We start from the raw sequence: 19,061 nt of genomic DNA on the forward strand, positions 1-19,061 counted from the left end.
GGCCGGGCCCGGGACCCTATGGTCCCGGGCCCGGCCCGTTCGTCACGCCGTCGCGATCAGCTGTGCGCGCGCAGCAGACTGCGCATGGTCCGCATCGCCACCGACAGGTTCGCCAGGTCGAAGTCGTCCGAGCCCCGGATCTCCTCCAGGGTCGTCCGGGCACGCCCGATGATCGCCGCGTTCTTCTCCTCCCACGCCTGGAAGCGCTCCTCGGGAGTCGAGGCGCCGCCGCCCACCGACAGCACGTCCGCCGTCAGGGCCGCGTGCGCCGCGAACAGGTCCTCGCGGATGGACGCGCGGGCCATCGACTGCCAGCGGTCGGCCCGCGGCAGCTCGATGATCCGGTCCATCAGCTGCGTGATGTCCAGGCGGTCGGCGAGGTCGTAGTACACCTCGGCGACCCCCAGCGGGTCCACGCCCGTCCGGTCCGCGATCGCGACGATGTCCAGCGTCGGGAAGGCGGACGAGAACCCGGCGACCTTCGCCGCCAGCTCCTCCGGCACGCCCTCGCCGGTCAGCTCGTCCATGACCAGCTGGTACCACTCCAGGTCCGCGCCGCGCACCAGCTTCGGCAGCTCCGCCCACACCTGGGACACCCGCTCCCCGAAGAAGGCGATGGTCTCGGTGATCTGGAGCGGCTGCGGCCGGTTGTTGAGCAGCCAGCGGGTACCGCGCTCGACCAGGCGGCGCGAGTGCAGGCGCACCCGGGTCTGGACGTCCGCGGACACCTTGTTGTCCAGCGCCTCCACCGCGTCCCACACGTCGGCCAGGCCGAAGATCTCGCGGGCCGCGAGCTGCGCCCGGACGATCTCCTCCGTGGAGGCTCCGGTCTCCTCGCGCAGACGGTGCAGGAAGGTCGAACCACCGGTGTTGACGGTGTCGTTGACCAGGATCGTCGTGATGATCTCGCGGCGCAGCGCGTGCCCGTCGATCTGCTCGGCGAACGTGTCGCCCAGCACCGCCGGGAAGTACGCGAAGAGCAGGCGGCGCAGGTACGGGTCGTCCGGCAGCCCGGTGGCGATGAGCTCGTCCGCCGTCGTGATCTTCGTGTAGGCCAGCAGCACGGCCAGCTCCGGCTGGGTCAGCCCCTTGCCGTTGTTGAGCAGTTCGCGGATCTGCCGGTCGGTGGGCAGGAACTCCAGCTCGCGGTTGAGCAGTCCGGCGCTCTCCAGGCGGCGCATGAAGCGCTGCTGGGCGTGGAGCAGGCTGGGGGCCTGGGCCGAGCCGTTGGCCAGCGCGGTGTTCTGCGCGTAGTTGTTGCGCAGGACCAGGTGGCCGACCTCGTCGGTCATCTGCGCGAGCAGCTTGTTGCGCTGCTTGACGGTCATGTCCCCGTCGGCGACGACCGCGTTGAGCAGGATCTTGATGTTCACCTCGTGGTCGGAGGTGTCCACGCCCGCGCTGTTGTCGATGGCGTCGGTGTTGACCTTGCCGCCCTCGCCGCCGGCGCCGCTGCGGGCGAACTCGATACGGCCGAGCTGGGTCAGGCCCAGGTTGCCGCCCTCGCCGATGACCTGCGCCCGCACGTCGGAGCCGTTGACGCGGATGGCGTCGTTGGCCTTGTCGCCGACGTCGGCGTGGGTCTCGGACGTCGCCTTGACGTAGGTGCCGATGCCGCCGTTCCACACCAGGTCCACGGGGGCCTTGAGGATCGCCTGCATCAGCTCGGCCGGGGTCATCTTGGTGACGCCGGCCTCGATGCCGAGCGCCGCGCGCATCTGCGCGGTGACCGGGACGGCCTTGGCCGAACGCGGGTGGATGCCGCCGCCCGCCGAGATCAGCGAGGTGTCGTAGTCCGCCCACGAGGACCGCGGCAGCTCGAAGAGGCGGCGGCGTTCGGCGTACGAGGTGGCCGCGTCCGGGGCCGGGTCGATGAAGATGTGCCGGTGGTCGAAGGCGGCCACCAGGCGGATGTGCTCGGAGAGCAGCATGCCGTTGCCGAAGACGTCACCGGACATGTCGCCGACGCCGACGACGGTGAAGTCCTGGGTCTGGGTGTCGTGTCCGAGCTCGCGGAAGTGCCGCTTGACGGACTCCCACGCGCCGCGGGCGGTGATGCCCATGCCCTTGTGGTCGTAGCCGGCCGAGCCGCCGGACGCGAAGGCGTCGCCGAGCCAGAAGCCGTAGTCCTCCGCCACGCCGTTGGCGATGTCGGAGAAGGTCGCGGTGCCCTTGTCCGCGGCGACGACGAGGTAGGTGTCGTCCTCGTCGTGGCGGACCACGCTGCGCGGCGGCACGACCTCGCCGGCGACCATGTTGTCGGTGATGTCGAGCAGCGCCGAGATGAAGATCTTGTACGAGGCGATGCCCTCGGCGAGCCAGGCGTCGCGGTCCACCGACGGGTCGGGCAGGTTCTTGGCGACGAAGCCGCCCTTGGCGCCGACCGGCACGATGACGGTGTTCTTGACCATCTGCGCCTTGACCAGGCCGAGGATCTCCGTACGGAAGTCCTCGCGGCGGTCGGACCAGCGCAGGCCGCCTCGGGCGACCTTGCCGAAGCGCAGGTGGACGCCCTCGACGCGCGGGGAGTACACCCAGATCTCGTACGCCGGGCGCGGCGCCGGCAGGTCCGGGATGGCCTGCGGGTCGAACTTCATCGACACGTAGGCGTGCTGCTCGCCGTGGGAGTCGAGCTGGAAGAAGTTCGTGCGCAGGGTCGCCTTGATGAGGGTGAGGAAGGCCCGCAGGATGCGGTCCTCGTCGAGCGAGGCGACCTGGTCCAGGGCCCCGTCGAGCTCCTCCAGCATGGCGTCCACGAGCTCGCTGCCGGCGGCCTGGCGGACGGGTGACATCCGGGCCTCGAAGAGCGAGACCAGCAGCCGGGTGGTGTGGACGTTGTTGCGGAGGGTGTCCTCCATGTAGTCCTGGCTGAAGGTGGAGCCGGCCTGGCGCATGTACTTGGCGTACGCGCGCAGGACGACGGCCTGGCGCCAGGTCAGGCCGGCGCTCAGCACGAGGGTGTTGAAGTTGTCGTTCTCGGCCTGGCCGTTCCAGACGGCCGCGAAGGCGTCCTGGAAGCGTTCGCGGGCATCGTCGCCGAGGTCGCCCGCGGAGAGCCGCAGACCGAAGTCGTAGATCCACGCGGTCGTGCGGTCGGCGCAGCGCAGCTCGTACGGGCGCTCGTCGGTGACCTCGACGCCGAGGCGCTGGAGGACCGGCAGGACGGCGGACAGGGAGACCTGCTCACCGGCGCGGTAGATCTTGAAGCGGCGTTCGCCGGGGCCCGCGCCGACGGGCTCGTAGAGCGACAGCGCGAAGTCCTTGTCGCCGTCGCGCAGCTTCTCCAGGTGCACCAGGTCGGCGACGGCGGCGCGCGGCGAGTGGTCGGCCTTGTAGCCCTCGGCGAAGGCGCTGCCGTAGCGGCGCAGCAGCTCCGCGGCGCGCTCCTCGCCGAGCTCGGCGTTGAGCGCCTGGTCGAAGCCGTCGGCCCAGGACCGGGCGGCCTCGACGAGTCGGCCCTCGATGCGCTCGACGTCGCCGTCGGTCAGCACGGGCAGCTCGGTGCCCTGCGGGACGCGGACGACGAAGTGGATGCGGGAGAGGATCGACTCGGTGTTCCAGGCGGTGAAGTCGACGCTGATGCCGCCGAGCTCCTCGCGCAGGATGTCCATCAGACGCAGCCGCACACCCGTGGTGAAGCGGTCGCGCGGCAGGTAGACGAGCGCCGAGTAGTAGCGCCCGTACTCGTCCTGGCGCAGGTACAGCCGCAGCCGGCGGCGTTCCTGGAGGTACAGGACGGAGGTGACGATGGACTGGAGCTGGTCGACCGGGGTCTGGAACAGCTCGTCGCGGGGGTAGGTCTCCAGGATCTGCGTCAGGTCGCGGCCGTCGTGGCTGGACGGCGAGAAGCCGGCCCGCTCCAGTACCTCGGCGACCTTGCGGCGGATGACCGGCACGCGGCGCACGGACTCGGTGTACGCGGCGGAGGAGAACAGGCCGAGGAAGCGGCGCTCGCCGACGACGTTGCCGTCGGCGTCGAACTTCTTGACGCCCACGTAGTCGAGGTACGAGGGGCGGTGCACGGTGGAACGGCTGTTGGCCTTGGTCAGCACCAGCAGGCGGTGCTCGCGGGCCTTGGCGCGGGCGTCGGCCGGCAGCCGGTTGAAGGAAGGCGAGACCGGGTGGCCGTCCTCCTTGCCGCTGTGGTGCGGGTCGGAGCGCAGGATGCCGAGGCCGGTGCCGGGCACGGCGGACAGGGAGTCGCCGTCCACGAGGTTGTACTCTCGGTAGCCGAGGAAGGTGAAGTGGTCGTCGGCGAGCCAGCGCAGCAGCTCGCGCGCCTCTTCGAGCTCGTACTCGCGCAGGTCCGGGGCGGTGGGCTCGTCGGGGAGGCTGTCCGCGATGCGCAGCGCGGCCTCGCGCATCTTCTCCCAGTCCTCGACGGACTCGCGTACGTCGGACAGGACGCGCTGCAGGTCGACGGTGATCTGCTTGAGGTCGGCGCGGTCGGTCTCGCGGTCGATCTCGACGTGGATCCAGGACTCGACGAGGGAGTCGTGGGGGCGCTCGGTGCGGAGGCCGTGCGCGTCGCAGTCGGGGCCGAGGATCTCGATCAGCTTGCCGGTGATGTCACGGCGGACGACGACCTGCGGGTGGATCACGACGTGGATGCCGCGGCCCTGGCGGGACAGCTCGTTCGTCACGGAGTCCACGAGGAAGGGCATGTCGTCGGTGACGACCTCGACCACGGAGTGGCTGGAGGTCCAGCCGTTCTCCTCCACCGTGGGGGTGTGCACGCGTACGTTCGCGGTACCCTGCGGGCGGTTCTCGGCCAGGCGGTAGTGGGAGAGCGCGGCTCCGAACACATCCACCGGGTCCCGGTCCGTGAGGTCCTCGGGCGCCGTGTGCAGGTAGTAGCGCTGGAGGTAGGAGAGGACCGTGTCCCGGTCCGGACGCTCTCCCTGCTCGGCCCCAGTCGGAAGTAGCCCCCCGGCCGGGCTGTGCTCAGCTACCCGGGCCGCCCGTGTGAGCAGCTCGGCCTTTGCTTCGTCCAGCTTGGTCTGCATGTCCTCTGGCTCCTGTCGCGCGCCATTGCGTGACGTAGGTGAAGGAAGGAATGGCGTAGCGCCGCGAGGCGGGGTGTCCGTTCTGGGCCGACGCTATGCCGTCGTGAGAGCCGACCGGGAGGGAATGAGCCAAGATCGGCAGAAGGTCCCGGTGGCGGGGATCAGCGATGGCCCGGGCACTGTCGTACGCCGGGCGCAGGACGGAGGCTCCAGTGCCCCCGAGGGATATCGCGCTGATCACGGGTACAAGGCTATCCCGACCTACCCCCAAGTCGTCATTCACTGCATCTGTACAAATCTTGGGGTGGAACTTTGACACTCTGGCCAGCGACGTTGCGAGCCTTCCGTGCAGCAGCCTGTCCAGTCGCTATTCGGCCAGCTCGCGAGCTGTGAGAACGGCCTCCGCCAGGGTGTCCACGACCGGCACTCCGGCTGATTCCAGACTGCGGCGGCTGTGCGAGCCTCCGGTGTAGAGGACGGCGCGCGCGCCGACGTGGGCGGCCGCGAGCGCGTCATCGACGGCGTCTCCGATGAGGACCGTACGGTCGGCGGTCACTCCCGTCGCGTCCAGGGCCTGCATGTGGCGTACGAGATGTCCTGCCTTGGAGGTGTGGGACGGGCCGGTCCGCCCGTCGACGCGCAGGAAGTGCGCGTCGATGCCATGGGCGCGCACGAGCGGGACGAGCCTGTCGTGGGGTGCGAGGGACAGCAGGGACTGGGTGAGCCCGTCGCGCTGCCACCCCTGGAGCAGGTCCCGGGCGCCCTCGGCCAGCCCGGAGTCCGCGGCGGCGGCCCAGTAGTGGCGGTGGAAGGCCTCGTCCATGACGAGCCACTCCTCGTCGGTGGGCAGGCGCCCCATGAGGCGCTCGTAGAACTTCGGCACCGGTACGACGTACAGCTCGCGGTACGTCTCCAGGGTGATCGGCGCGAGGCCGAGCTCGGCGAAGGAGGCGTTCGTCGCGGTGATGACGGCCTCGATGTCGTGGAGCAGCGTGCCGTTCCAGTCCCACACGATGTGGTGCGTGTGCGTCATGTCAGCAGCCCCGGGATCTCCTGGACTCCGAACCACAGGAGCTCGTGGTCCTCGGCCCCGTCGACGGTGGACCGCGCGTCCTCGTCCCCGCCGTCGGCGGCGGGCAGGGCCAGCACGGCGGCGGTGACGTCCTCGTCCGCGTCGTCGGCGTCCGCGTGCACGGCGGCGGCCACGGTGAGGCGCACGGCGGCGGCGAGGCTCACCCGGCCGAGGGCGGCCTCGTCGTCCCCGGGCGTGGCGGTGGCGGCCTTGTCGTCCACGTCGACGGCGACGACGACGCGCCGTCGGGGTGCGCCGGGGTCGGCGGCGAGCAGCCGCAGTGAGGCGGCCGCGGCCCGGCCCAGGGCCGCGTACTCCAGCTCCTCGATGTCGTCCGAGGCGTACCACTCGCGCAGGCCGGGGGTGACGGCGTACGCCCGCAGCGGGGCGGGGCCCAGCTCACCCGCCGTGTGCACCTCGGCGAGCCCGGGGAGGGTCAGGGGGACGTACACGCGCATGGCCGGCTGCTTTCGGTAGTCGGAAACGCACCCAGGATACGACTCGGAGGCGGCCGGCCGGGGTGCGGCAGGGTGACGGCCGCGGTACCCCATCGGGCTGCCGCGGCCCGCCGGGTGCCCGTCCACCCGAGTACCCGGCCGCGATCGGGTGCACGCCCCGGGGCGGCGGTCGGGCTACTCGGATAGGTGAACCGGGCGGGCGGCCGGACCGGCCGCCGCCGTGGTTGCGGAGCGTGTTCGCCGACCGTAGAAGATCCCCATCAAGTTACCGCCCGGTACCACGCCGGGCCCGGCCTGTTCGGGGGCAGATCGCGATGGACACCACGACGCGCGGCACGATCGGCGGAAACAGCGGCCGCCGCAGGCCCGCCGGCCGCTCCGGGACCCGCCCGGCCGGGCGGCGCGACACCCGCCGCCCCGCGGATTCCCCGCCCACCCCGCGCCTCGGCCCGCACCACTGGTTCGCCGAACGCCTGCTGGCCGTGGTCAGCGGCCGGCGCCCGGTGCACTCGCTGCTCGGCCACACCGTCGGCCCGGCCTACCAGCAGCTGGTGAACCTGGCCCCTGCCGAGCAGGCCCGGCGCGTGCGCCGGTCACCGGTCGTCCGCCAGTGCGGCCGCTTCGTCCCCGGCCCCGGTGTCATCGAGGCCTTCGCACGCATCGCCACCGGCGACCGGCTGACCGCGATGGCCTTCCGCCTGGAACAGGGCCCGGACCTCCGCTGGCGCTGCGCTGCGATCGAGATCCGGGGCCCGCTGCCGTGACCCCCTCCCCCGGCACGTGCCCGGACCCGCCGGCGGTCGAGGCGCGCCGGCCCGGGTGCGGCGCGCCCGGACGGCTCCGCCCCCGGGAACGCCCCGCGGCCCCGGCGGGAACCGAACGGCCGGGGCCGGACACCCGTACGGTGTCCGGCCCCGGCCGACGCCCCAGGACCCCGCGGGGCCACGGCTCACTTCTTGCGACGGCGCCCGCCTGCGGCCTTCTGCGCCTTACGGCGCTCGGCCCGCGTCATCCCGTCGCCCGCTTCGCTCTCGAAGTCGCCCTCGATCACACCGCCCTCGCCGTCGACCGTCGGCGCCGAGAAGTGGAGCCGGTCCGGACGCTGCGGAGCGTCGAGACCCTTCGCCCGGATCTCCGGGCGGGCGGCGGCCACCGGCTCCTTCGTCAGCGAGGGAGCGGCGTCCTGCACCGGAAGCTCCTCGACCTGCTGCTCGACCTGGACCTCCAGGTTGAACAGGTAGCCGACGGACTCCTCCTTGATGCCCTCCTGCATGGCGTTGAACATGTCGAAGCCCTCGCGCTGGTACTCGACCAGCGGGTCCTTCTGGGCCATCGCCCGCAGGCCGATGCCCTCCTGGAGGTAGTCCATCTCGTAGAGGTGCTCACGCCACTTGCGGTCCAGCACCGACAGCACCACGCGCCGCTCCAGCTCGCGCATGATCTCGGAGCCGAGGGCCTTCTCACGGGCCTCGTACTGCTCGTGGATGTCGTCCTTGACCGACTCCGCGATGAACTCGGCGGTGATGCCCGCGCGGTCGCCGGCGGCGTCCTCCAGCTCCTCGATGGTGACCTTCACCGGGTAGAGCTGCCGGAAGGCGCTCCACAGGCGCTCCAGGTCCCACTCCTCGGCGAATCCCTCGACCGTCTCGGCCGCGATGTACGCGTCGATCGTGTCGTCCATCATGTGGTGGACCTGCTCCTGGAGGTCCTCGCCCTCCAGGACGCGGCGGCGCTCACCGTAGATGACCTCACGCTGGTTGTTGAGGACCTCGTCGTACTTCAGGACGTTCTTGCGCGTCTCGAAGTTCTGGGTCTCGACCTGCGACTGGGCCGACGCGATCGCGCGGGTCACCATCTTGTTCTCGATCGGCACGTCGTCCGGGACGTTGGCCATCGCCATGACGCGCTCGACCATCTGGGCCTTGAACAGGCGCATCAGGTCGTCGCCCAGCGACAGGTAGAAGCGGGACTCGCCCGGGTCGCCCTGACGGCCGGAACGGCCGCGCAGCTGGTTGTCGATTCGGCGCGACTCGTGGCGCTCGGTGCCCAGCACGTACAGCCCGCCGAGCCCCTTGACGTCCTCGAACTCAGCCTTCACGGCGGCCTCGGCCCGGGTGAGCGCCGCGGGGAGGGCGTGCGCCCACTCCTCGATGTGCTCCTCCGGGTCCAGGCCCTGCTGGCGCAGCTCGGCCTCGGCCAGGTCGTCCGGGTTGCCGCCGAGCTTGATGTCGGTACCGCGGCCGGCCATGTTCGTGGCGACCGTGACGGCGCCGCGGCGGCCGGCCTGCGCGACGATCACGGCCTCGCGCTCGTGGTGCTTGGCGTTGAGCACCTCGTGCGGGATGCCGCGCTTGGAGAGCTGCTGCGAGAGGTACTCGGACTTCTCGACCGACGTCGTGCCGACGAGGATCGGCTGACCCTTCTCGTGCTTCTCCGCGATGTCGTCGACGACGGCGGCGAACTTGGCGACCTCGGTCCGGTAGATCAGGTCGGCCTGGTCCACGCGCTGCATCGGCCGGTTCGTCGGGATCGGGACGACACCGAGCTTGTAGATCTGGTGGAACTCGGCGGCCTCGGTCATGGCCGTACCGGTCATGCCCGACAGCTTCGAGTACAGGCGGAAGAAGTTCTGCAGGGTGATCGTGGCGAGGGTCTGGTTCTCGTCCTTGATGTCCACCCCTTCCTTCGCCTCGATCGCCTGGTGCATGCCCTCGTTGTAGCGGCGGCCGGCGAGGATACGGCCGGTGTGCTCGTCGACGATCATGACTTCGCCGTCGATGACGACGTAGTCCTTGTCCTTCTTGAACAGTTCCTTCGCCTTGATGGCGTTGTTCAGGTAGCCGACGAGCGGGGTGTTCACCGACTCGTAGAGGTTCTCGATGCCGAGCCAGTCCTCGACCTTGGCGACACCGGCCTCGTGGATGCCGACGGTGCGCTTCTTCTCGTCGACCTCGTAGTCGCCGGTCTCCTCGATGCCCTTGAGCGGCTGGCCGGCCTCGCCCTTGGTCAGGCGGGTGACGAGCTTGGCGAAGTCCGCGTACCACTTCGTGGCCTGGTCCGCGGGGCCGGAGATGATCAGCGGGGTGCGGGCCTCGTCGACGAGGATCGAGTCGACCTCGTCGACCACGGCGAAGTTGTGGCCGCGCTGGACGAGCTCGTCCTGGGACCACGCCATGTTGTCGCGCAGGTAGTCGAAGCCGAACTCGTTGTTCGTGCCGTAGGTGATGTCGCAGTTGTACTGCTCGCGCCGCTGCGCCGGCGACATGTTCGCCAGGATGCAGCCGATGGACAGGCCCAGGAACTTGTGGACGCGGCCCATCATCTCGGAGTCGCGCTCGGCCAGGTAGTCGTTCACCGTGATCAGGTGGACGCCCTTGCCGGACAGCGCGTTGAGGTAGGCGGGCAGGGTGCCGACGAGGGTCTTGCCCTCACCGGTCTTCATCTCGGCGACATAGCCGAGGTGCAGCGCCGCGCCACCCATGATCTGGACGTCGTAGTGGCGCTGGCCGAGGACGCGCTTGGCCGCCTCGCGCACGGTCGCGAAGGCCTCGGGCAGCAGGTCGTCCAGGCTCTCACCGTCCTGGTACCGCTGCTTGTACTCGTCCGTGAGCGCCCGCAACTCGGCGTCGGAGAGGTTGACGAAGTCCTCTTCGATGGAGTTGACCTGGTCCGCGATGCGGTGCAGTTTGCGCAGGATCTTGCCTTCGCCTGCACGCATGAGCTTGTTGAAGACGGACACTGAGGCTGGTCTCCTTGCCGGTCGGGCCTGGGCACTTTACGTAGCCGGGCACGGCAGGTGGGCCCCACCGCAACGGCCATCGTAAGCGAGGACGCGGCCGCGTCGGGAGGTCCGCCGTTCCCATGAGGGCACGGGTGCCCGGATTGAGAACGTACGGGGGACACCGAAGGTGCCGCATCGCCCCGAGGGATTCCCGGAAAGTGTTCGCCCGGGGGTCTCGGCGACAGCAGAATCCGCGCATGGAGCCCATCACACTGACCACCGAACGCCTCGTGCTCGGCCCCTTCGCCCCCGAGGACGCCCCCGAGGTGTACGCGGCCTGCCAGGACCCGGACATCCAGCGCTGGAACGAGGTCCCTTCCCCCTACGGGCACGCGCACGCGGACACCTGGGTCAACGAGACCGTGCCGGCGGGCTGGCGCGAGGACACCGCATACAGCTTCGCCGTCCGGCTGCGGCCACCGGGTCCGCTGGTGGCGGCCCTGGGCGTGCACCCACGCGGCGAGTCCGTGTTCGAGGTCGGCTTCTGGGCGGTGAAGGAGCACCGCGGCCGCGGCTACGTGACCGAGGCGGTCGGCGCCGCCGCCCGCTGGGCCTTCGCCGAACTCGGCGCCGGACGCCTGGAATGGCGGGCCGAGCCCGGCAACGCGGCCTCCCGGGCCGTCGCCGAGAAGGCCGGCTTCAGGATGGAGGGGATCCTGCGCGCCGGGATCTCCCACCGCGGCACCCTGCGCGACTGCCGCGTCGGTGGTCTGCTCCCCTCCGACCTGGGCCTGTCCGCGCGCCTGCCGTACCTGCCGTCGCCGACCGCCTGACCCCGCCGGGTCCGGCCCGCTCAATGTCAGTGGCGGCCCCTAGGCTTCGGCGCATGACCAGCCTGCCGCCGCCGACCGTGTCCCTGTCCGCCGACGAGGCCCGCCGGATCGCCCTGCGCGCCCAGGGCTTCCTCGGAGCCCCCGACCGGCGCGGCGGGGTCCGCGGGGTCCTGCGCCACCTGGGCGCCGTCCAGCTCGACACCATCTCGGTGCTGGCCCGCTCCCACGAGCTGATCCCGTACGCACGGCTCGGCGCGGTCGGCCGGGACACGGTGGAGAAGGCCTACTGGAGCGAGCGGCACGCCTTCGAGTACTGGTCGCACGCGGCCTGCATCCTGCCGATCGAGGAATGGCCCCACTTCGCTTTCCGCCGCCGGGCCAACCGGGCGCGCGGCCACCGCTGGCACGTCCTCCGGGACAAGGAGCACTCGACGCGGGCGGTCCTGGACCGCCTGACGGCGGACGGCCCGCTGACCTCCACCGAGCTGGGCGGCGCCAAGAACGGCGGCGAATGGTTCGAGTGGTCCGAGACCAAGATCGCGGTGGAGTGGCTGCTCGACACCGGCGAGGTGGTGTGCAGCGAGCGCCGCGGCTGGAAGCGGGTCTACGACCTCCCCGAGCGGGCCGTGCCCGACGCGCTGCTCCACGACGACCTGGACGACCACGAGTGCCTGCGCCGCCTGGTCGCCCTGGCCGGCCGGTCCCTCGGGGTCGGCACCCGCGCCGACATCGCGGACTACCACCGGCTCAAAGGGGAGCAGTTCGACGCGGTGGTGGCGGACTCCGGGCTGGTACCGGTGGAGGTGGAGGGCTGGTCCAAGCCCGCCTGGGCCGACCCGTCGGCCCTCGCGACGGCTCCTCGGGGCCGCCACCGCACGACGCTGCTGTCTCCGTTCGACTCCCTCGTCTGGGACCGTCCGCGCACGGAGCGGATCTTCGGTTTCACGCACCGCCTGGAGGCGTACGTCCCCAGGCCGAAGCGGATACACGGGTACTTCGCGATGCCCCTGCTGGCCGGCGGCCGGCTCCAGGGCCGCGCCGACCCGGCCCGCGAGGGCCGCACGCTGGTCGCCCGGCAGCTCTCCCTGACCTCTCCCGCGGCCGCGGGAGCGATGGCGCAGGCGCTGCGGGAGGCCGCGGAGTGGGTCGGCTGCGACGCGGTCCGCGTGGAGCGCGCGCAGGACGCCGCCGAGGCCGCGGCGGTAACGGCCGAGCTGGCGGCACTGGGCGCCTGACCGCGCTCCGCCGACCCCGAGTGGGGAGGCCGGGGGCTGTTCCGTGGCCCCGCGGGCGCGCGGCGCCGGCCGCGGCACCTCACCGTGCCGCCGGACCGCCCGGGTGCGCCCCGCACGAGGGCGTGCCTGCCCGTGCGGGGCACCGCGTCCGACGCCGTGCGCCGTCCCGCGCCGCGGGCCGATCCACCGGTGACGGCGGCACAGCCCTCAGCGGATCTCCAGGATCTTCTCCCGCATCGCGTAGACCACGGCTTCCATCCGGGAGTGCAGCTGAAGCTTCTCCAGGATGTTGCGGACGTGGTTCTTCACGGTGTTCTCGGAGATGAACAACTCCTTCGCGATGTCGCGGTTGTTCATGCCGGTGGCGACCAGCTTGAGGACCTCCAACTCCCGGTCCGTCAGCCGCGGCGCCGGCACCAGCCGCCGCTCGTCGGTCCGCTGGATCATCGACTTGAACTCGGTGAGGAGCTTCGATGCCATCGACGGGCTGATCTGCGACTGGCCGTCGGCCACCGCGCGGATGGCGGTGGCCACCTCGTCCGTGGAGATCTCCTTCAGGAGGTAGCCGGTTGCGCCCGCCTTGATCGCGTCGTAGAGGTCCGCCTCCTCGTCGCTGATCGTCAGCATGATGATTTTCGCGGAGGGAGCCACCTCCTTGATCGAGGTGCACGCCTCGATCCCGCCCCGCCGGGGCATCCGCACATCCATGAGCACGATGTCCGGCAGCAGATCGGCGGCCTTGTCCACCGCCTCCGCGCCGTCTCCGGCCTCGCCGACGACCTGGATGTCCTCCTCTTGCGCGAGGACGATCTCCAGTCCCCGCCGGAAGAGCGCGTGGTCGTCGACCACGAGGACCCTGATGGGCTCCCCGTCCGACGCGTCGGCGGTCTCCCCCGACGGGTCCGCCCCGCGGCAGGCCGCGCCGTCGTCCGCGCGTACCGGACCGAAGCTGTCCGCCATCGTCCCTCCCCCTGCATGGTGCTGAGCTGCCGGGCCAACCGGACACGTTCCGCAGCCGGTTGACTGCCCGCCATGATTCCATGCCCGCACCACGGCGCGGGGGATGCCGGCGGACCTCCTGGCGCATACCCGCCATGCAGGTGCCCCCGCGGAGGCGCCGGAGCGTCCCGCGGGGGCAGCGAACGGTCTGCTCAGCCGCCGAGCGCGCCACCCGCGCCGCCCCGCGGCTCCTCCGAGCTGGAGGCACCGTCGGGGTTCACGTGGATGACGCCGTAGTCGTAGGCGTGCCGCCGGTAGACGACACTGGGCAACTTCGTCTCGGAGTCGACGAACAGATAGAAGTCGTGGCCGACCAGCTCCATCTCGTAGAGAGCCTGGTCGAGCGACATGGGCGCGGCCGAGTGGGTCTTCTCGCGGACGATCAGCGGGCCTTCGCCCTGCACTTCGATGGAACCGATCCGGGTGATCGGAACTCCGTCCGTCTTCTCCTCGGTGACCGGCTGGCCACTGCCGTTGAGCGAGGCGACGCCCGGCACGACGTCGGCGACCTCGGCAGCCGGGATCCGGCCGCTGCCACGGCGGGTGTAGCGCTTGTCGTGCTGCTTGCGCAGCCGGGCCTCCAGCTTGTCCTGGGCGAGGTCGAGCGCCGCGTACGGGTCGGCGGCGGCGGCCTCGGCCCGGATCACCGGGCCCCGCGAACGCAGGGTGATCTCCACGCGGTCGGAACGGTCGGCCTGGCGCGGGTTGTGCTCCTTGGACACCTCGACGTCCAAGCTGATCACCTTGGCGTCGAGCTTCTGGATCCGCTCCGGATTCAGCTTCTCGGCCACGTGCTTGCGGAACCGCTCGGGCACCTCGGTCTTGCGGCCCTTGACGACGATGTCCACGCAGAACTCCGTTCCCGGATAGCTCCGCCCGACGGGGCGAAGCGTCTCCCTTTCGCACCAGACTCCGGTGAAGGCCGGAGCCTCGGACTTGGCGACTTTCACCTCCTCCTCCCCCATCGGCAAGATCTACACCCCACCGACTTCGGAGTCGAGAGAACAGCCTCCTGAGTTCCTCACAACCGAACATATCCCTGTATGACGGTTGTCGGCACCCGCTACCGGCACGTACTTCCAGTCCAGTGGCCGTTCCCTCGTACTACCTGCAACGATGGGCCTTCCCCTCCAGTTCCAAATGTATTCACGGGATTTTCCTCCCGGAGACGTTGCAGGTCACCGCGCCGCCGTCCCGCGAGATCGCGCGAAGGAGTCCGCCGGCGCGGCGACCACCGCTGCCCGCAGCACGGCCCCCGGGCCCGCCCCGGCACCCGCCGCGCGCACCGCCCGGGCCGCCTCGGCCAGCGTCGCCCCGGTGGTGATCACGTCGTCCACCAGTACGACCCGGGCCCCGCCCGTCAGCCGTGCCCCGTCCCGGCACACCGCCAGCGCCCCGGCGAGGTTCTCCCGGCGCTCACGGGCCCCCAGACCCGCCTGGTCGGCCACGGCCCGCCGCAGCCCCAGTACGGGCGCCACCCGTGCGGCGACCCCGGCCCGCCGCAGCCGCCCCGCCGCGGCCAGAGCGATCCTGCGGGCCGGATCGTGCCCGCGCGCCCGCACCTGCCGCCGCGCCGAAGGAACCGGCACCAGCGCCACCTCGGCCCGGCCCGGCCCCGTACCGCCCGCCAGGACGGCCGCCGCCAGCGCGTCACCCAGCACCCCGGCCAGGGGCAGCGCCCCGCGCTCCTTGTGGGCCAGCAGCACGCCCCGTACGGCCCCCTGGTAGGCGGCCGCAGCCGCTACCACCGGCAGCCCCTCGGGGCACGGAGACGGCCGCACCGGCCGCGCCAGGGACCCGCCGAGCGCGCCCCGGCAGTCGTCGCACACCAGCACGCGGGCGGCACCGCACCCGGCGCAGTCCGCCGGCAGCACCAGACCGGCGAGCTCCTGCCACCACCCCCGCATGACTCCACCCTGGCGGCCCGGCCCCTCGCCCGCCACCCCTGTGGACGACCGCAGGACCTCAGCCCGGGTAGACCGGAGACCCGCCGCCCTCGGCCACCGTGCGCCACTGCGCCCCCGGCGGCAGCCAGACGATCCCGTCCTCCGAGTACGCCACGACCGGCTTCGGCTTCGACTCGTCCTCCGCCGCGGCAGCCGCGACCTCGGCCAGCCCCGTGGCCCCCGGCAGACTCGCCGCGACCACCGAGCCGTCCGCCAGCATGTAGCGGGCCTGCTGCACCCCGCGCTTCTCCCGGCCCACCACCAGCAGCCGGCCGCGCGGCGCCCAGCTCATCGTGGTCACGTCCGCCATCTGCGGGGCCGCCGGACGCAGCTCGCGCACCGACACCGCGGAGATGTCACCCTTCGTGTCGGGCCTCTCGACCCGCCCGATGTAGAGGAGCTTGCTGCGCGCGTCCTCCTCCAGCAGCAGCGCGATCCGCGCCCCGTCCGCGGACGCCTTCAGCGAGACGATCCGCCGGTTGTCGAGCCCCGCCACCTGCACCCTCTCGGGCGTTCCGGTCCCGCCCGGCACCCGCCACAGACCCGGGTGCTGCTGATCCCGGTCCGCGACCCACAGGTCGCCCGAGGCGTCCCAGCTCGGCGCCGTCAGCGTCTCCGCCTTGCCGCCCCGGCCGATCGGCACCTGGGCCGGCATCGGCCCGCCCCCGACCAGCGACACCACGTACAGGCCGTGCCCGTCCTCGGACACCACTGCCGCGCGCCGCTCGTCGTGCGAGACCGCCGCCGAGCTGACCTTGAACACCGGAGCGGTCGCCAGCGGCCCCGGCACCGGCTCGGTACGGATCTGCTGGTCCTCACCGCCCACGTCGAGCTTCATCCGGACCAGACGCTTCTCGTTGTCGACGAAGTACTGGTACTCCGGGATCTTCGGCCGGTTGGCGATGGCGTCCGCACTCACCGAGGTCACCGAACACAACGAGGACGTCTTGTCGTCGGAGGAGCGCAGCAGTTCGACCTGGTCGAGCCGGGAACCCGTCAGGTCCTTGACCGTGTAGAGCAGCTGGGTGGCCATCTTCTTGCACTGCGGCTGCGCGACGTTCCCCACCTTGTCGTTGAGCGGCACGCGCAGCGTGTTCTGGCCGTCGTACGAGAGGGACTTGGTGCCCGTGCGCAGTTCCGTACCGGTGGGGAAGCTGGACTCCACGACCGGCGCGAGCCACCGGGACGGCCCGGCGAGGAGCGACTGCACGGTCTGCGTGGTCGGGTCCATCCGCGAATCGGGGTCGCTGCGCTGGCGCACGTAGACCGGGTCGGCGACGAGCGTGTCGCCGGCGAAGTAGTACTTGTTCACCGGCATGTAGATGCGCTGGAAGTCCGACTCGCTCAGCACCAGGCCGTTCGGCGGCGTCGAGATGCGCCACTGCCGGTCCTCGTCCTGGACGAGCTGGAGCTGCTCCTCGTACTCCCTGGCGCCGGTCTGCGGCTGGTACGCGCTGTGCTCGTCGACGGTCGCGAGCAGCTTGCCCGTCACCTTCCAGCGAGGCCCCTCGGGATCCTTCTCGCCGCGCACCGCGACCCGGTTGAGGCCGGAGGAGAGCACGGTGACGACGGAACTCGGCTTCCAGGACTTCGCGGCCGCCGGCGTGAGGTACTTGCGGGCGGTCTCCAGCTGCGGGTCGTCACTGGTCATCGCCTCAAGGAAACCGTCGACGATCTCCGCCGGGGTGGCCTTGTCCGCGGGCGGCACGCCGAACACCCGCACCTGCGAGTCCACGCCCTGCGAGGCCTGCACCGCGCGAATCTCGCCGCTGTCGGGCATCGAGGCGCAGCCCGCCAGCATCAGCCCGGCCGCAGCGAAGGCGTACGCCCGCACGGTGCGCAGGCGCCGGCGCCGGCGCCGGCCCTTCACCCGTGCGCTTTCCCACCGCGCGTCCACGGGCTCACCGTCCATCGGCTCGATCCTCCTGTTGTACCTGCTCGGCCGGGCGGGCAACGACCCGCGCCCCGCTCCCCGGCAGGGCGGTCGGGTCGGCGGGCACCGCCTGCGCCCCGGCGACGGGCGGGCGCGGCGGTATCGGCGAGCGGTCCCCGGCATCGGGCACCGTGCGTTCGGTCCCGGTGCCCGACGCCGCGGCCGCGGCGTCCGCGGCAGCCTTGGCCCGGTTGGCCCGGGAGTCCTCCGGCTCCAGCGGGATGGGCGAGCCCCGCAGCGGCTCGTCCGCGGTACGCGGCAGCGTCAGCCGGAACTGCGAACCGCCGCCCGGCTCGCCCCATGCCTGGAGCCATCCGCCGTGCAGTCGGGCGTCCTCCACGGCGATGGACAGGCCGAGGCCGGTCCCGCCGGTCGTGCGCGCCCGCGCCGGGTCGGCCCGCCAGAAGCGGTTGAAGACACGGGTCGCCTCGCCGGGCTTGAGTCCGACGCCGTAGTCCCGTACGGCGACGGCGACGGCCCCGCCGGCGGACGCCAGCCGCACCACCACGTCGCGCCCCTCGCCGTGCTCGACGGCGTTGACGACGAGGTTGCGCAGGACCCGCTCGACGCGCCGCGAGTCGGCCTCGGCGATCACCGGCTGGGAGTCGCCGAGGACCCGGATCCGGGTGCCCTTGTGCTCGGCCAGCGGCTCCGCCCCGTCGATGACGCGGCGCACGACCTCCCGCAGGTCGATCGGCTCCGCCTCCAGGGCCGCGGCTCCGGCGTCGAAGCGGCTGATCTCCAGGAGGTCCGCCAGGAGCGACTCGAAGCGGTCGAGCTGCCCGGCGAGCAGCTCGGCGGAGCGCGCCGTCACCGGGTCGAAGTCGACGCGGGCGTCGTGGATGACGTCGGCGGCCATCCGGACCGTCGTCAGCGGGGTCCGCAGCTCGTGGCTGACGTCCGAGACGAAGCGGCGCTGCATCCGGGACAGCTCCTCCAGCTGCTGGATCTTGTTCTGGAGGTTCTGCGCCATCTTGTTGAAGGCCTCGCCGAGGCGCGCGATGTCGTCCTCGCCGGTGACCTTCATCCGCTCCTGGAGCCGACCCGCCGACAGCCGCTCGGCGATCCCGGCGGCCATCCGCACCGGGCTCACGACCTGGCGCACGACGAGCCAGGCGATACCGCTCAGCAGGACGACGACGAACAGCCCGGCGGTGGCGATGGTGCTCTTGACCAGGTTGAGGGACTCCTCCTCCTGGGTCAGCGGGAAGAGGTAGTACAGGTCGTACGGGTCACCGTTGATGTCGGTCAGCCGCTTGCCGACGACCAGCGCCGGCTCGGGCTCCTTCTTGTCGGCCCCGCTGGAGTAGCGGATCTGCGAGAAGGTCTCGAACGTGCCGGTGCCGTGGTTGACGGCCCGGCGCAGACTGATCGGCACGCTGGCCGTCGGATCCACGTTCCCGGAGGCGCGGGCGCCCCGGACGCCCTGCGCGCCGGGCTGGGGCTCCTCTCCGGTGCCGGCACCGAGCGCGACCACCTCGAAGGCGGTCTGGCCGCCACTGGCCAGCTGCTTGACCAGGGAGTTCATCCACGTACTGGCGTCACGACCGACCTTGTTGTCGGTCGCGTCGGGCCCGTCCACGGTCGCGGGGGTGTTGGCCTTCTCCTGCGCCACCGCGAACCCGCCCGCGGCCTGGCTCTGCGCGGCCTCCTCCTTCGCGTCGAGGAGGCCCTTGCTGACCTGCGCGATGACGACGAAGCCCAGGGCCAGCACCACGGAGAGCGAGATCAGCAGGGTGGCCGCGACGACCCGGAGCTGGATGTTGCGGCGCCACAGCCGGACAGCCGGAAGCAGCGGCCGCCGTACGAGACGTACGAACAGCCGCAGCATCCGGCCGGCGGGAGCCCCGTCCCGGAG

12 protein-coding genes are annotated in these 19,061 nt (G+C 71.7%); 3 read left to right on the plus strand and 9 right to left on the minus strand.

Annotated elements, in window-relative coordinates; all coding sequences use genetic code 11:
* Positions 1 to 56: 56 nt before the first annotated feature.
* From R4Z63_RS12020 to R4Z63_RS12030, 3 genes are all read right to left on the minus strand, one after another.
* The gene (locus R4Z63_RS12020; RefSeq protein ID WP_037923229.1) at positions 57 to 5,006 is read right to left on the minus strand and encodes an NAD-glutamate dehydrogenase; all 4,950 of its coding nucleotides are present in this window, start codon (positions 5,004 to 5,006) and stop codon (positions 57 to 59) included.
* 367 nt (positions 5,007 to 5,373) lie between these two features.
* Positions 5,374 to 6,039: an HAD family hydrolase gene (locus tag R4Z63_RS12025; RefSeq protein ID WP_037923227.1), complete on the minus strand. Its 666-nt coding sequence runs from the start codon at positions 6,037 to 6,039 to the stop codon at positions 5,374 to 5,376.
* Positions 6,036 to 6,536 carry a DUF6912 family protein gene (locus R4Z63_RS12030; RefSeq protein ID WP_037923224.1) on the minus strand — a complete coding sequence of 167 codons (501 nt, stop codon included), beginning with the start codon at positions 6,534 to 6,536 and terminating at the stop codon, positions 6,036 to 6,038. The genes R4Z63_RS12025 and R4Z63_RS12030 overlap by 4 nt, the downstream gene beginning before the upstream one ends.
* A gap of 314 nt (positions 6,537 to 6,850) precedes the next feature.
* Here R4Z63_RS12030 and R4Z63_RS12035 point away from each other — a divergent pair, with 314 nt between their 5' ends.
* A complete protein-coding gene (locus R4Z63_RS12035; RefSeq protein WP_384446224.1) occupies positions 6,851 to 7,300 on the plus strand; it encodes an Rv3235 family protein in 450 nt (149 codons plus the stop codon).
* A 185-nt stretch (positions 7,301 to 7,485) separates the two neighbouring features.
* Here the strand turns inward: R4Z63_RS12035 and secA are convergent, their stop codons facing one another.
* On the minus strand, positions 7,486 to 10,275 hold the full coding sequence (gene secA, locus R4Z63_RS12040; RefSeq protein WP_037923220.1) for a preprotein translocase subunit SecA: 2,790 nt from the start codon (positions 10,273 to 10,275) through the stop codon (positions 7,486 to 7,488).
* Between the two features lie 239 nt (positions 10,276 to 10,514).
* On the opposite strand from secA, the gene R4Z63_RS12045 reads away from it, so the two are divergent.
* Both R4Z63_RS12045 and R4Z63_RS12050 read left to right on the plus strand, forming a co-directional pair.
* Positions 10,515 to 11,090 carry a GNAT family N-acetyltransferase gene (locus R4Z63_RS12045; RefSeq protein ID WP_384455518.1) on the plus strand — a complete coding sequence of 192 codons (576 nt, stop codon included), beginning with the start codon at positions 10,515 to 10,517 and terminating at the stop codon, positions 11,088 to 11,090.
* 53 nt (positions 11,091 to 11,143) lie between these two features.
* Positions 11,144 to 12,325, plus strand: a complete 1,182-nt coding sequence (locus R4Z63_RS12050; RefSeq protein WP_384455521.1) for a winged helix-turn-helix domain-containing protein — start codon at positions 11,144 to 11,146, stop codon at positions 12,323 to 12,325.
* Positions 12,326 to 12,532: 207 nt separating this feature from the next.
* Here the strand turns inward: R4Z63_RS12050 and R4Z63_RS12055 are convergent, their stop codons facing one another.
* From R4Z63_RS12055 to mtrB, 5 genes are all read right to left on the minus strand, one after another.
* Positions 12,533 to 13,285, minus strand: a complete 753-nt coding sequence (locus tag R4Z63_RS12055) for a response regulator (RefSeq protein WP_037923214.1) — start codon at positions 13,283 to 13,285, stop codon at positions 12,533 to 12,535.
* Between the two features lie 191 nt (positions 13,286 to 13,476).
* On the minus strand, positions 13,477 to 14,172 hold the full coding sequence (gene hpf, locus R4Z63_RS12060) for a ribosome hibernation-promoting factor, HPF/YfiA family (RefSeq protein ID WP_384455544.1): 696 nt from the start codon (positions 14,170 to 14,172) through the stop codon (positions 13,477 to 13,479).
* 330 nt (positions 14,173 to 14,502) lie between these two features.
* On the minus strand, positions 14,503 to 15,231 hold the full coding sequence (locus R4Z63_RS12065; RefSeq protein WP_037923211.1) for a ComF family protein: 729 nt from the start codon (positions 15,229 to 15,231) through the stop codon (positions 14,503 to 14,505).
* A gap of 58 nt (positions 15,232 to 15,289) precedes the next feature.
* Positions 15,290 to 17,182: an LpqB family beta-propeller domain-containing protein gene (locus tag R4Z63_RS12070; protein ID WP_384455525.1), complete on the minus strand. Its 1,893-nt coding sequence runs from the start codon at positions 17,180 to 17,182 to the stop codon at positions 15,290 to 15,292.
* Positions 17,172 to 19,034: an MtrAB system histidine kinase MtrB gene (mtrB, locus tag R4Z63_RS12075; RefSeq protein ID WP_037924216.1), complete on the minus strand. Its 1,863-nt coding sequence runs from the start codon at positions 19,032 to 19,034 to the stop codon at positions 17,172 to 17,174. The genes R4Z63_RS12070 and mtrB overlap by 11 nt, the downstream gene beginning before the upstream one ends.
* Positions 19,035 to 19,061: the final 27 nt, after the last annotated feature.

The organism is Streptomyces sp. PL-29 (assembly GCF_058344425.1).

What these genes read in the sequence shown, in the direction of transcription:
- R4Z63_RS12020 (WP_037923229.1), bottom strand. Translation starts at nt 5,006, where the DNA reads ATGCAGACCAAGCTGGACGAAGCAAAGGCCGAGCTGCTCACACGGGCG.
- R4Z63_RS12025 (WP_037923227.1), bottom strand. Translation starts at nt 6,039, where the DNA reads ATGACGCACACGCACCACATCGTGTGGGACTGGAACGGCACGCTGCTC.
- R4Z63_RS12030 (WP_037923224.1), bottom strand. Translation starts at nt 6,536, where the DNA reads ATGCGCGTGTACGTCCCCCTGACCCTCCCCGGGCTCGCCGAGGTGCAC.
- R4Z63_RS12035 (WP_384446224.1), top strand. Translation starts at nt 6,851, where the DNA reads ATGGACACCACGACGCGCGGCACGATCGGCGGAAACAGCGGCCGCCGC.
- R4Z63_RS12045 (WP_384455518.1), top strand. Translation starts at nt 10,515, where the DNA reads ATGGAGCCCATCACACTGACCACCGAACGCCTCGTGCTCGGCCCCTTC.
- R4Z63_RS12050 (WP_384455521.1), top strand. Translation starts at nt 11,144, where the DNA reads ATGACCAGCCTGCCGCCGCCGACCGTGTCCCTGTCCGCCGACGAGGCC.
- R4Z63_RS12055 (WP_037923214.1), bottom strand. Translation starts at nt 13,285, where the DNA reads ATGGCGGACAGCTTCGGTCCGGTACGCGCGGACGACGGCGCGGCCTGC.
- R4Z63_RS12065 (WP_037923211.1), bottom strand. Translation starts at nt 15,231, where the DNA reads ATGCGGGGGTGGTGGCAGGAGCTCGCCGGTCTGGTGCTGCCGGCGGAC.
- R4Z63_RS12070 (WP_384455525.1), bottom strand. Translation starts at nt 17,182, where the DNA reads ATGGACGGTGAGCCCGTGGACGCGCGGTGGGAAAGCGCACGGGTGAAG.
- mtrB (WP_037924216.1), bottom strand. Translation starts at nt 19,034, where the DNA reads ATGCTGCGGCTGTTCGTACGTCTCGTACGGCGGCCGCTGCTTCCGGCT.